The organism is Lyngbya sp. CCAP 1446/10, from assembly GCF_026130175.1.
Taxonomy (GTDB): Bacteria; Cyanobacteriota; Cyanobacteriia; order Cyanobacteriales; family Microcoleaceae; genus Microcoleus.
Genome location: NZ_JAIGNI010000156.1, coordinates 48,460 through 61,468 on the forward strand (window position 1 = coordinate 48,460; position 13,009 = coordinate 61,468).

Genomic DNA, 13,009 nt, shown 5'->3' on the forward strand with positions numbered 1-13,009 from the left:
AGTGGACTTTAAAAATACTCAAATCCCTCCATTTTTAAGGGAAATTAGAGAAAATTATCGAGGGGAATCCTCCAACAGTATACTGTTACTATCTTTCAGGTTTAGTTGACATAAATTGTGTCTCAGCAGTCAGTTAACAGTTGACAGTTGACAGTTGACGGTTGACAGTTAAGTGCGAAGTTTTTAGGCAGGGGCTTAAATCCCCTGCCTAAAAACAATCCACCTAAAGGTGGGGGCTTAAATCCCCTGTGATGCAGGTTAATCTGTGTTGATATGCCTTTTATATGCGATCGATCTATCAATCAAAAAAATATGCAATCCAAGTCTATTGTACGTGTTGATAGAAAACTCGTTTCACAGTTTCTGCACTGAGGATGTAAAGTCCGACAATTGCCGCCAGCACCAACAGGAATTCGAGCGGCAAGGATTGGAATCCCAGTAAACTTGCAAGCGGAGTATAGGGAAGAAATAGTGCGATCATGACGATCGCGATCGTTGACATCAACAAATACTTTCCCGGCTTGCTCGTGAGAATCGATTGCCGCGTCCGAATTACCAGCACAATAATGGATGCAGAAATCACAGATTCCATAAACCAACCAGTTCGGAATTGCGCGGGGTTGGCGTGCAGCAGAAATATCAATGCTCCAAACGTCAGATAATCAAAGACTGAACTGAGTAAACCAAACACCAACATAAATTTGCGGATAAACTTGATATCCATGCGCCGGGGTTTGTTTACCAATTCCTTGTCTACGCGATCGGTGGCGATCGTCATTTCGGGAAAATCAGTCAATAGATTTGTGAGTAAAATCTGACTGGGCAGTAGCGGCAAAAACGGTAAAAACAGAGAAATACCTGCCATGCTGAACATATTGCCGAAATTAGCGCTCGTTGCCATAAACACGTATTTCAGCGTATTAGCAAACGTTACCCGTCCTTCCTTCACACCCTCAACCAAAACATTTAAATCTTTTTCCATCAGCACAATGTCGGCTGCTTCCTTCGCCACATCAACCGCACTCTCAACGGAAATTCCCACATCCGCAGCATGAAGCGCCGAGGCATCGTTAATGCCGTCTCCTAAATAGCCAACCACATTCCCCGCTTTTTTCAGCGCGATGATAATCCGCTCTTTTTGATTCGGCTCAACTTCAGCAAAAACATTGGTTTCTCCAACACGATGAAGTAGCGCTTCATCACTGAGTTTTTGCAGTTGGGAACCAGTCAAAACCTTTGGTTCGGGTAGTCCTACCTGTTGAATAATACTGATCGCTACAGCCCGACTATCGCCCGTAATCATCTTCGGGGTGATTCCCAGGGCTACCAAATCTTTGAGGGTGTCAGCAATGCCTGGTTTCGGCGGATCGAACAGCGCCAGATAGCCCATAAATGTCATGTTCGTTTCATCGTCTTTGCTGAAGGAATCGGTTTCAAAATTGCGGTAAGCAACTCCCAATACTCGAAATCCCTTGCTGCCCAATTCTTCAGCGCGTTGTTGAATCTTGTCCTGTTGTGGCGCAATGTCGATCGCAATTCCGTCACCAGTCTCTACCGTTGAGCAGACATCCAGAATCGTCTTAAGCGCTCCTTTGGTGACAATTAGATGGGTATTCTGTTGTTTAAACAGGATGCTTAAGCGTTTGCGGTTGAAATCGTAGGGCACTTCATCGAGCTTTTGATAGCCTGAGATGTCGAATGTCTTGTGTTGGCGGATGGCTTGGTCGATCGGATTGACATAGCCAGATTCAGATGCAGCATTCAAATAAGCATAGAGCAAAACCCGATCGCTCTCCTTGCCATCCACATCAACCGCCGAGTGAATTTTCACCTCCCCTTCCGTCAGCGTACCCGTCTTATCCGTACAAAACACGTTCATACTGCCAAAATTCTCGATCGCAGCCAACCGCTTTACAATCACCTGCTTGTTAGCCATTTGCTTAGCGCCGCGAGACAAATTGAGGCTGACAATGGCGGGCAGAAGTTGAGGAGTCAGGCCAACCGCCAGCGCTAGGGAAAATAGAAATGATTCCAAAACCGGGCGTTTCAGGTAAACATTGGCGGCAAAGATTAGGACAACCAGAATCAGCGTCACCTCCATCAGAAAGTAACCAAACTTGCTGAGTCCCTGTTCAAATTCGGTTTCCGGCGGCCTAAGTTTCAATCGTTCCGATACCTTACCAAACTCAGTTTCCTTTCCGGTATGCACCACCACTGCTTTGCCAGTACCGCTAATAACATTAGTTCCCATATAAAGGATGTTAGTGCGCTTACCCAAATCGGTTTCAGCGGGCAAAACGCCGCTGAGTTTGTCAGCCGGGTAAGTTTCTCCAGTCAGCGCCGCTTCATTCACCGACAAATCTTTCGACTCTAAAATCAGGCAGTCACCGGGAATACTATCGCCAGCGTTAAGCAACACAATGTCACCCGGAACCACGTCCTCATTGGGAATTTCTTGAGATTTACCGTCACGCACAACCGTTGCTTTCACTTGCACCAAAGCCAGGAGTTTCTCAACAGCATTTGTCGCTCCCCGTTCTTGCCAAAATCCTAGTAAGCCACTAATTAGGACGATCGCCAAAATAATGATCGCATCTGCCGCATCTTTCAGAAATATCGACAGCACAGCGGCAAAAATCAGAATCAAAATAATCGGACTTTTGAACTGGTTGAGCAACAGCGTCAGTGAGTTCGATTGCTGTTTCTGTTTCAGGCTGTTCGCGCCGTATTCGCTCAGGTGTTGTTTAGCATCCTGGCTGCTTAAACCTGCGGTTGTAGACTTCACCTGAGCCAGCACCCGATCGGCAGGTAAGCTCCAAAACATCGAAAGTTGTGAATTCATTATTTGTTATTTAATATGATTTATACAAATTCTTGCTACAAAAAAAGTGTTGGGCGAAGTGAAACCGAGGGCTGTATCTGGACGCTCGCACTGTAAAAAAAAGTATTTTTTTACAGTGAGATGCTCCCTATCTGGGCCCTGTTGATCAGGTGCGGATCTGTGAGATTGTTTGTGAAACTTAGGGATTGTCAACGGCGACGCACCCTACGGCTACTTCAACTTTGCCAGCAACTTATCAACCGAACCTAATTTCCTGAAGAAAAAATGGTTTGCCACTCTTGCAGAAAAAGTGGTGGAACTGATAGATTAATCGCTTCACCGTCCATCGCTGATAGCGTCAACTTTAGGGGGTTTTCTGGCTGTAACTCCGGTAACAACGGCTGAATATCATACTGACCTACATTAGATTCGGGAGCAGACAAATCAGTAAAAATAAGGCTGGAGGTATCATTAGCACTCAGTGTTTTACCCATTGAATTAGTCAACAATAAGGGTTTACTACGGTCAATTTTTGCCACACCTGGGAAACCTACTAAACGCAGTTCAAAAGTCATTTGGCCATTAGGAGAAATCCTTTTAAAAGCGATCGCCTGCCAGCTATTGCCATGCTGATCTTTGAGGTTCTGCCGAGATTGGTAAACCATTTGGCTTGGTGCTTCCTCCAGTTCTGTAATTTCTGCAAGTGCCTGGGCATTAGTAAATATTCCCAACCCCAGAACTACAGTTAAAACCAAGGCTCCCAGTAATAGTAACTGGGAAATTATTTTTCCAACAAAACGTCCGAACATAAATATTGCCCTCTTTGAAAAACTGAGTGAATCGTCTTTTTCCTAGCTAGTTATGCTGGATTAGGTTGAGTATCATAAATACTTACATCCTACTTTTCTAAAGGTTCTCCTGCCGCTTTCCAACCTTGAATACTAGGAGGAAAACCCCTCACGTTAGCATATCCTAACATTTGCAAAGTCATAACTCCCATTGCGCTTCTATAACCAGTTGTGCAATAGAGAATTACAGGGTGATTTCTGGGAATTTTATCAAGATTTGCCATTAAAGTTTCCAAGGGTATATTAATAGCGCTTGAAATGTGACCGGAGGTATATTCAGAAGGTTGTCTGACATCAATTAATGAAGCATGATCATTTTTGACAATACTTTTGAGAGCTTCTGTATTTTTAATCGTGTAATAATCGCGAGGAAGAGAAGTCAAAAAATTATCGATGGTTTCTGACAATTGAGCTTGGGGCATTGAACTAGCCGCTATGACTGGCATTGGTGCGATCGCCAAAAAACAAATACATGATAGCGTTCCCACCAATAATGTTAAAAGAAATTTCCTCATATTCTTTTTTTTCTCCTTGATCTCACTAATATTTTTTAACTTAAACCTAAAAACCTTTGTTATGTCTTGTTTATAACCGAATCTATATCCTATCGCATCCCTCTTAAGAAGAGGATTTTAAGAATATCCTATCCCTTCCTTCTTAAGCAGGGCTGTTTCGTTTGGGTTATTTCCTAAATAAATTGAACGGATTGATTAATCAGGAGCGCTAATGACTGCTTGGTCCATCAGTCGTGCGTCCGGTCATCTCGCCGTGAGAAATGCGGTAGATTGCTATTACCTCTGCACGTCCCCAAGAGTCGATCCAAGTTCGATTGATCGCAGGCGAAAGTGTGGGATTTTGCCCTTTGACTAATTCCATCGCTAGATCGATGTCTTGCTGCTCGGTTAGGCGATCGGCTCTGCCACTCACAATCACGCTGCGCCAATGCAGCGGATCGTGAATTTCTTCTACCTGTAAGCAGACTTCTGGATTCACGTTTATGTCATGAGTCTTCATACCTTCGGTTGTAAACAGGTAGATATCAGAATCTTTGAAATAATAGTGCATTGGCATCACGTAGGGTTTTCCTTCGTGTATGTAGCCAAGATGACCGTATCCTACTTGTTGTAGAAACTCCTGAATTTCTTTTTGTCCCATTTCATCAATATCTAACATCATTATTCTCCTTTTCACGATTTACTCAATTGATTTTATTATACCAGATTACCTAAATTTTTGATTGATAGATCAACCACAGATATAAGGCAGATTCACGGAGATGAAGGCAGACAATTTCAAGAAGAATGATTGGAGTCACCAACCTGTTCAGAGAGTGTTAATAAAAAGGCGAGGTTTGTCACTGCTTTAATAGCATGGCGTGCGGTAGCAGGTACAAAAACAAACACTCCCGATTGAAGGACAATTTCTGTGCCTTCCAGCGTCAGCACGCCTTGTCCTTCAATCACATTCACTGTGGCATTGCGACTCGAAGAATGTTCTGCGATGTGCATTCCCACCGCGATCGACATCAGGGAATATCGGCAGTTTCTATCTTCTAGCAGAATCTTGCTCTTGACTTGAGTCTGGGAATACTCAATGACATCCGCCCAATGAATTGTGGTATTTTTCGATGAGATTATGGTTGCAGTCATGGGATAGGCTCTTGATTGTAGAGAGGTGATTAAGGTGAAGCACAAGGACACTCGTGGATTGAGTATCTGTAATTCACGGAAAGACAATTTTGGCGATCGGCGGATGTCCCAGGAAAAGGTTGGCCGCCGATCGCAACACACTTTCGGAATAGATAATCTTTTGGATTTCTAGACTTGGTGCACGTTTGGCGGTGGCATTGTAAGTCGCGATTTCGCCTTCCAGACTAAAATCGCTATCAGTGCGGTAGTGGTCATCGTCGTGCACTGCCTGGAAGATGAAGTTATAGATGGGATTAATACCCAGGGTTGTGTCGTAATTTTCGGCAGATACCCACAGATGATTTTGCTGGATATCGGCAAACATCTCTGCGGGACTGTTGTAACGCTCATACCATGAGAATTCTATATTTAGCGGGGTATTCTGAAACTCACTCCACAGCCAATCGCACAATTGGGCGATCGTTGTATCAGAAATTTCAGCCGGGGCGCTTTCTAGGTAGAGTTTGGCGAGGACTTCGACTCTAGATGCCGTGGCGATCGCTTGAGTGTTGCCATCTTTAGTACGCGCGGCGTAGCTATCCCGTAGGGAATCGCCCACTCCTTCTTGAACTTTACCTTCAATATTTTTGGCGGTTGCCTTGGCTCGATTTTTTAAGCTCATCATCTGCGTTATTAAATGTTAAGACTGCTTGCCGGATCCGAATTAAAAACTCTGGTATTTACTCTGATTCTGACAAGCTGTTGGGTTGTTTTTTGAATAAATTGAATGAGTTGATTCACTACGTAACAAACGTAAGAAAAAACATTTTGGTAAAAGTCAGATTTTCTAAATGAGTAGCCGTACGGTGCGTCGAAGAAAGAAAATCCCAAAGAAAAATCGAGAATCTCACAGCGACGCACCGGACAAAATAGTTGAGTAAACACACCCAAAAATTCTGTCATAGCAAAATTTTTAGAAATGGTATGACACTCCGAAATATCTGCTCCCAGTTTCACTATCAGCAGTAAACTCTAAGCGCTTTGTTGCTGAAAAATATGACTCAATCGATCGGCATTTTCTCTCAAAATGTGCAGAATGCCCCCTCGAATCACCGTTTCTCGGTACATTCGCTCAGCTAAAGCAGAACGATGTGGAGCGCTGATTTTTCTCGTCGGTGCTGGTTCTCCGGCGATCGCGTAATGGTTGGGAATTTGGCCCAGAACATGAGCAATCAGCTTTTGCCGAAATTCATGAATCGCAAAAGCTGACTGATAGGGATGTTCTGGGTAGTCATCTAAGACTTCGCCAATTTCTCGCAGTACCGTCGGCAATGTTAAATTGATTAGCTCGAATGACATTTTTACCTCTAATTTATGATTGCCGAGTCCGAAAACCATCCTTGTCGGCGTTGATTAAGCGGGCATATCTGTATGACAACAGCCACAACGCCAGTAAATCCTTCCCGATCGCATATGTCGGACTAAAACAGTAGAACAGCACAGACAAGTATGACGGCTGCTCATGCAGCCGTCGATCGCTGGTGTGTCTAAAACCTGCTGGGTGCGATCGGGTTTTAAGTTCCTTGACAATGGGATTGCATTAGTCAATAAAGTGTTCATCTCATATCCTGAGTCGATCGAGTTAACGTGCCGTTTTTTTCCACAAAGCTTTTACAGATCAATACGCTTGGGTTAGCGCTGTTGATTGCCCGGAGATCCCCCTAAATCCCCCTTAAGAAGGGGGACTTTGAGAACTTTCTTGTCCTCCCCTTTTTAAGGGGGACTTTGAGAACTTTCTTGTCCCCCCTTTTTAAGGGGGGCTAGGGGGGAGCAGTCCTAAGTGAACCGTATTGAGCTAAGAGTGAGTTATCTTATAAAAATTATAGGCACTTGACGTTTCAAGTCGAGTATTAACAGATGTTTGATTTGTATTAATTGAGTGAATACTTGATAATTCTTTACATAAATATGTATCAATTCAGAATTTATTGCCATTCCCTAGCTTCCAGTTCCTGCTGAGGCAGCAATAAAGTCGCTTCGATTTCCTGTCGGATGGCGGCTGTCACTTCACAATTGCTGTGCAGACAATCGAGCAGAAGTTGATTGGCATTGTAGTAGGATTGCAGCACTTGCTGTTGAGCTGGACTAAACTCCCAAGTATGGTTAATATTGCGGTAATGGGCGATCGTCTCCCTCAACTCTTCCATCCAAGCAGAATAGTGTTTCTGCCACCAGTCATCAAGCCATTCTCGGTTTTGACTCGCAGATGGCAATTCGTCTCTCAATTGTTGCAAAGACTTATAAAATCCAGCATCCAGAACCGTCACCAGAATATTGTTGAGCGCCTCACTGCAAGCATTGGCACAAGCAAAATCCTGACTTTGATTAACCGCACATTCCAGCAGCAAATTATCTAAGGCCGCATCTAAAAACATCCCTTGATCCAGGGTGCACGCTAACGCAAAGTGAGCCGCTGTATGAGGGCTTTGGGCAAGCGCCAAGTAAAACGCTCGTGAAGTGGCAACTTTGGGTTCTTTGGGAATCATCTGCGATTTTTGACTGGCCCACAGCAAAAATTCTTGCAGATAAGGGTCTTGAGCCACTAATACATCAATCTGCTGTTTCATCAACTGCACCAGCGAATCTGCACTCCGCAACATCGCAGTTGTTAACAAGAAAACTTCGCGCCAGTGCGGGTCAGTTATGTGACTCACCAACCCGGACAGCGCTTGCTCTAATCCTCCCAGATTGTGACTGGCAACAATTTTTCGAGCCGTGAAGTATTCTTGAAATGCTAAATAGGAAAACGAAAAAATTCCTCGCGCTCGTTCTGTAAGTAACCCATGTTGAGCCTCGATTGATTTAAGTATGGCTTCGCTTTCGAGTTGGAGTTCCTCTGGTTCTAATAATGTCGCACCTGGCAAATTCCGCAAATAATCCCCAATGTATTGTTCGATGATCCGTTGCTCAAAAAAATACTGTCCGTCTTCAAAGGTGACTGCCGCCAACTGACTCAGCAACCTGAGTTTTTGAGGTAATAAAAACCCTCGGTACACGTCATCGCGTTCGACTCCTTTAGCTTCATCCCATTTCCCCAGCAGCAAATCCAGTCCTTGCTTGTAAAACTCCGTGCGTTTAGTCGGAAATTTGTCTTGACCGTGAAACACCCAGCAAGCAAGATGCAGAAACAGTGGCGTGACTACCAGTTGGCGAAACTGCCAGTTTTCCGACAAGTCCAATTTCCGCATAAACTGCATAGACTGTGCTTTCCCAGATTGAGAGTTGTTTTTGGCAAATTCTACAAACCACTTTTCCGCGAAGGTGGTGATTTGAGCCTCGGTTAAGGGGGCAATTTCCACATCGGTAAAGCCTTGCAGTTGCAGTTTTTGGGCGGCGGTGCGGCAGGTGCCGACGAACTGGTTTTTGTGATATTTTTCTGAGAATTTGCGCATCTCTTTCAGAACTACTGTAATGTCCTGGTTGAGCACTTCATCCATGCCATCTAGCAACAGCAAAACTCTACCGGCTTTGAGTAAAGTTTCAATTACAGACGGATTGGGAATACCTGATGTGAGAAATGCCTGATGAATGTAATTTAGGATGCTAAACTTGCCATCATCTCTGGATTCTTCGGCAAAATCTCTCAGGGCGATGAAAACTGGCACTTGATGGGCGGCAAATTTGCCCCGGTTGCACAGAATGGCAAGATGTTTCAAAAAGGTGGTTTTGCCGACTCCTGGTTTACCTAATACTCTGAGTTTGGAGTAGGTTTCGACGGCTTGCATTCCTGGTATTTGTTTTTGGTCAACTGCGCCTAAGCCGACGCGATCGAATTCGGCGGGCTCTAAGTTTTGCAGGTCGGCAATTTCAAAGCACTGTTGGCTGGCTATTTCTTCTAAAATGTTGACATCGACGTAGATGTCATCAATGCTGACTGGACGGCTGATGTCGAGTAATTGCAAGATACCGCATTGGTTTTGAATTGTGTCGCGATATTGCGATCGCACAACTTGCACTAAACTGTCAATATTCCCAGAGGCAGTCTCGGCGGCGTCTCCGGGTTCTGGAAATTCCGCAGCCGGATGGTCGGCAATGTCTCGCCAATCTAAATCTAGTATTGTACAAATGGCTAAAAAATTCTGGCGATCGACCCGTTGGCCTGTAAAAAATCGCCCAATTGGCTGACGAGTCTTTAAGTTGACTTCTCCGGCTAGATTGTCCTGAGTCCAGCCCTTGATGGCAAACGCTGCTTTCGCCCGTTGAATTCCAGAAGTGGATGCTTGGAGCGATCGTTTTACCATAAAATAACAACCTCATGTTAAGACTCAAAATTCAAAATTTTTTTAAGATCGAGCATTTTTATAATAATTTGTTAGTCCCAGCATATAAGGTGCGCAGTGCGCACCCTACATTAGAGTTAGAACGCCAGTCTTAAAACTGTTAGTTTTTTGACTTGAGCAACGGTTCAATCTGCTGTCTTTGATACTGCAATTCATCCGCCAAAGGCTGATAAATTTCTCGATCGCCCAATTCATTGCAATAATCCCACAAACCATTGTAACAGTGCCTGTCGTCGTCCCAACCCGGATGGTTGACGATCGGATACAAACAGACTCCCTCTACCGGAACTCCTGCTTTCAGCGCCGCCGCTACCTGATTGCACACATAATTAAACCAGACAGGTCTAAAATCGTCTTCAGTGCCTGTTTCTGCTACAAATAAGGGGCGGCCGTAGCGATCGAACACTTCTTGCAGCATCTCGCTAAACGGGCGGTACAGCCGATCGGTGTATTTCATCGGATCTTGATTGTGAATCCACTGATTGCGATCGTAATAATTCACCCCAATAATATCGAGATATTTTTCCTGGCCGCCAAGTTCGGGGCGAAAGCGTCCCGCCAACATATCCCATGCTTGATATTGAGATAAACGATAACCTTCCGCCGCGTCTTTATCCTCCGGTTTGTCAGGATCGGCAATAATGTTAATTACCGGGTCAATCTGAACGATGCGGCTGTGGAGATTGATTTCCCAAACTGATTCTATCCCTGCGATCGCAGCTTTGACTAACTGAATTTTGAGTTCGTCTCCCCGCCCCTCCGCAAAGGGATTGATGTACGCGACATCGCCGCCAGCCCAGGCAATAAATGAAATTTCATTGACAGGTGTCACAAATGGTATTTGGTCGGTTTCGTCAGTCAGCACTTGCATAAAAGCGCGCACCATCTTGGCAAATCTGGACACGAATTCGGGACTAAAAATATCAATATCATCCGGCCAGCCGTAGTGAAACAAATCCCAAATTACCTGCATTTTTGTATCGCGGGCGGCGCGAATTATTGGCAGGGCGCTGGAAAAATCGTATTGTTCCGGCGACTGTTCAATTAAGTGCCAGCGGAGGCCTTCGCGGACTGTGTAAATGCCTTGCTGTTGCAAGCGTTGGTAGTCGGCGACTGCGAATTTATCGTGGCCGGTAGCGGCTGTGACATCGAGGCGTTTTCCCGATCGCAATTTGTGTGTGGAACATTCAAAACCGCCCATGAAAAAACTTTGAAACATCATTAAACAGTTGACAGTTGACAGTTGACAGTTGACAGTTGACAGCGAGGTTTTAAGGTTCGTAGTAGGGAGTTTAGTCCTTAAATATTCCTAAAAAAGGACTTGCATTCCTCACTACAAACGAGATTTTGGTTTGTAGTGTATTTAGCACTGAGTAATAGCTTGCGACAGCGAACTTTCTTCGGGAATATCCCAGCCGAGAGTTGCCGCCGCGATCGCCTCTATGGGAAATTTGGGAGTGCGATCGGCATAAAGCAAACCGTTAGCTTCTTGGAAAGTATCAGTCAACTGCGTGTAACAAAATCCGCTAAACATTTCCACCCGGTTTACCACCTGCAACAGCGCCGTATAGCGCCTTTGCAGTTCCTGCGTGTCCGACGCGCGCACGTAGCCCCAAACCCTGTGAAAATCGGGGTTTTCGCGACCAGCGCAAGCGATACCGCCGAATTCGGTCAGCATCACCGGCTGTCCTTGGTGCGGGTGGCCGTCGAGGGTGAGGACTCGCCCTCCCGGACGCCCGCGATTGAACAAATCCGCTAACTGGACTTCGGGCCCGTAGCGCTTGGCCACAGTTTGCGGGTTGTTGTCGTAGTCGTGAATCGCCAGGATATCGGTATCTGTGCTTTCCCAGCCGTCGTTGCTAATTACCGGGCGAGTCGGATCGAGGGTTTTGGTCAGGAAATACAGCGCTTGGACGTAGTGGCGGTGGGCTGGCGCTTCGACTAAATTGGGAACTCCCCAAGATTCGTTGAAGGGCACCCAGACTACGATACAGGGATGGCTGGAGTCGCGATCGATCACTTCCGTCCATTCCCGCGTCAGCCTGTCAACGGCTTTGCGAGTAAAGCGGTAGGCGCTGGGCATTTCTTCCCAAACTAGCAGCCCCAGCACGTCGGCCCAGTACAAAAAGCGCGGATCTTCGATTTTTTGGTGTTTGCGAACGCCGTTGAAGCCCATTGCTTTGACTAATTCGACATCGTGGCGCAAAGCTTCGTCGGAGGGGGCAGTCATCAGGGTGTCAGGCCAGTAACCTTGATCGAGCACCAGTCTCAGGTAGTAGGGGCGGCCGTTCAGCATGAAGCGATCGCGCTGAATGCTGACAGTCCGCATCGCGGTGTAGGATTTAATTTCGTCGAGCAGTTTGCCGTCCGCCCACAACTCCACTTGTGCGTTAATTAATGTCGGTTTTTCGGGACTCCACAGCAGTTCGTTGCGGTAGTCGTCGATCCCCGGATCTGAAAGGGCGATGCGGCGGTGGATTTCGCCGTTGATGACTTCGTAGGTGTCGTTAACCAGCAGCAAACAGCCGATCGACAGTTTAACTTTAATTTGAATCCCGGATTGGCGATCGCCCGCCACAAACGCTTCAAAACCGATTTCCCAGCGTTCAAACTGCGGAGTCCAGCGGATGCGCTCGATATAAGTGTGAGGCACCAATTCTACCCAGACTGTCTGCCAAATGCCGGTCGTGCGCGGATACCAGATGCTGTGCGGTTGCACTTGCCAATCTTGCTTGCCGCGCGGTTTTGCCAAATCTTGCGGATCGTCCTGGGCCCAGACTGTCACCCGCTGCGGGCCGATGGGGTTAAGAACTGCTGTAATGTCTGCCGAGAAAGGAGTGTGTCCGCCTTCGTGTTCGATGACAAAGTGACCGTTTACCCAGACGCGGGCGCGGTAGTCTACGGCGCCGAAGTGGAGGAGAACTCTGCTTTCTGTGTGGGGTAAGTCAAATTCGCGATCGTACCAGCAGTTGGCGTGAAAATTCGTGTCACCGATCCCGCTTTTTGCCGATTCGGGAGCAAATGGCACTTCTATAGTGTGACTCCAGTCGGTAATGTCGATCGGCTGCACACAGCGTCCCGCATCGTCGTAAGCAAACCTCCACTGACCGTTCAGACAAATCCAGTTGCTGCGGCGCAATTGCGGGCGCGGATAACCTGTTTTGCGCCCTTGAACAGTCACCTTATTGTCTAGAGTGGAAGACTCTTCAATATCGCAATTTTCTACTTCTCTACCTAACCAACTCATCGGCACATCTACCCAAAGTTATATTTATAGGTTAGCGACAATTCCCCCGACTTTCACAAGTTTTTTGCTGATTAATTTGCAAAAGTTCTGCACCTTAAAACAGCCTCATCTGAAGGCTTATGCTG

General features: G+C 46.1%; 11 protein-coding genes. All 11 read right to left on the minus strand.

Translation table 11 applies throughout. The features are described 5' to 3' along the window. Positions 1–325: 325 nt before the first annotated feature. Positions 326–2,842 (minus strand): magnesium-translocating P-type ATPase, encoded by a 2,517-nt coding sequence (gene mgtA, locus K4039_RS28740; protein WP_265239927.1) that lies wholly within the window; start codon positions 2,840–2,842, stop codon positions 326–328. Positions 2,843–3,087: 245 nt separating this feature from the next. After that, positions 3,088–3,630, minus strand: a complete 543-nt coding sequence (locus tag K4039_RS28745) for a DUF3122 domain-containing protein (protein ID WP_265239928.1) — start codon at positions 3,628–3,630, stop codon at positions 3,088–3,090. A gap of 89 nt (positions 3,631–3,719) precedes the next feature. Then, the gene (locus K4039_RS28750; RefSeq protein ID WP_265239929.1) at positions 3,720–4,184 is read right to left on the minus strand and encodes a rhodanese-like domain-containing protein; all 465 of its coding nucleotides are present in this window, start codon (positions 4,182–4,184) and stop codon (positions 3,720–3,722) included. Positions 4,185–4,392: 208 nt separating this feature from the next. Continuing rightward, a complete protein-coding gene (locus tag K4039_RS28755) occupies positions 4,393–4,845 on the minus strand; it encodes a pyridoxamine 5'-phosphate oxidase family protein (RefSeq protein ID WP_265239930.1) in 453 nt (150 codons plus the stop codon). 116 nt (positions 4,846–4,961) lie between these two features. Then, a complete protein-coding gene (locus K4039_RS28760) occupies positions 4,962–5,318 on the minus strand; it encodes a cupin domain-containing protein (protein WP_265239931.1) in 357 nt (118 codons plus the stop codon). A 73-nt stretch (positions 5,319–5,391) separates the two neighbouring features. After that, positions 5,392–5,982 (minus strand): transposase, encoded by a 591-nt coding sequence (locus tag K4039_RS28765; protein ID WP_265239932.1) that lies wholly within the window; start codon positions 5,980–5,982, stop codon positions 5,392–5,394. 347 nt (positions 5,983–6,329) lie between these two features. Continuing rightward, positions 6,330–6,656, minus strand: a complete 327-nt coding sequence (locus K4039_RS28770; protein WP_265239933.1) for a hypothetical protein — start codon at positions 6,654–6,656, stop codon at positions 6,330–6,332. A gap of 54 nt (positions 6,657–6,710) precedes the next feature. Beyond that, entirely contained in the window at positions 6,711–6,917 is a 207-nt protein-coding gene (locus K4039_RS28775) for a hypothetical protein (protein WP_265239934.1), read from the minus strand. A gap of 365 nt (positions 6,918–7,282) precedes the next feature. Continuing rightward, positions 7,283–9,598, minus strand: coding sequence for an NACHT domain-containing NTPase (locus tag K4039_RS28780; RefSeq protein WP_265239935.1), 2,316 nt, complete (start codon positions 9,596–9,598; stop codon positions 7,283–7,285). A 139-nt stretch (positions 9,599–9,737) separates the two neighbouring features. Further along, positions 9,738–10,859 carry a beta-glucosidase gene (locus tag K4039_RS28785; RefSeq protein WP_265239936.1) on the minus strand — a complete coding sequence of 374 codons (1,122 nt, stop codon included), beginning with the start codon at positions 10,857–10,859 and terminating at the stop codon, positions 9,738–9,740. A 141-nt stretch (positions 10,860–11,000) separates the two neighbouring features. After that, positions 11,001–12,884 (minus strand): glycoside hydrolase family 2 protein, encoded by a 1,884-nt coding sequence (locus K4039_RS28790; RefSeq protein WP_265239937.1) that lies wholly within the window; start codon positions 12,882–12,884, stop codon positions 11,001–11,003. Positions 12,885–13,009 lie beyond the last annotated feature (125 nt).

What these genes read in the sequence shown, in the direction of transcription:
- mgtA (WP_265239927.1), bottom strand. Translation starts at nt 2,842, where the DNA reads ATGAATTCACAACTTTCGATGTTTTGGAGCTTACCTGCCGATCGGGTG.
- K4039_RS28745 (WP_265239928.1), bottom strand. Translation starts at nt 3,630, where the DNA reads ATGTTCGGACGTTTTGTTGGAAAAATAATTTCCCAGTTACTATTACTG.
- K4039_RS28750 (WP_265239929.1), bottom strand. Translation starts at nt 4,184, where the DNA reads ATGAGGAAATTTCTTTTAACATTATTGGTGGGAACGCTATCATGTATT.
- K4039_RS28755 (WP_265239930.1), bottom strand. Translation starts at nt 4,845, where the DNA reads ATGATGTTAGATATTGATGAAATGGGACAAAAAGAAATTCAGGAGTTT.
- K4039_RS28760 (WP_265239931.1), bottom strand. Translation starts at nt 5,318, where the DNA reads ATGACTGCAACCATAATCTCATCGAAAAATACCACAATTCATTGGGCG.
- K4039_RS28765 (WP_265239932.1), bottom strand. Translation starts at nt 5,982, where the DNA reads ATGATGAGCTTAAAAAATCGAGCCAAGGCAACCGCCAAAAATATTGAA.
- K4039_RS28770 (WP_265239933.1), bottom strand. Translation starts at nt 6,656, where the DNA reads ATGTCATTCGAGCTAATCAATTTAACATTGCCGACGGTACTGCGAGAA.
- K4039_RS28775 (WP_265239934.1), bottom strand. Translation starts at nt 6,917, where the DNA reads ATGAACACTTTATTGACTAATGCAATCCCATTGTCAAGGAACTTAAAA.
- K4039_RS28780 (WP_265239935.1), bottom strand. Translation starts at nt 9,598, where the DNA reads ATGGTAAAACGATCGCTCCAAGCATCCACTTCTGGAATTCAACGGGCG.
- K4039_RS28785 (WP_265239936.1), bottom strand. Translation starts at nt 10,859, where the DNA reads ATGATGTTTCAAAGTTTTTTCATGGGCGGTTTTGAATGTTCCACACAC.
- K4039_RS28790 (WP_265239937.1), bottom strand. Translation starts at nt 12,884, where the DNA reads ATGAGTTGGTTAGGTAGAGAAGTAGAAAATTGCGATATTGAAGAGTCT.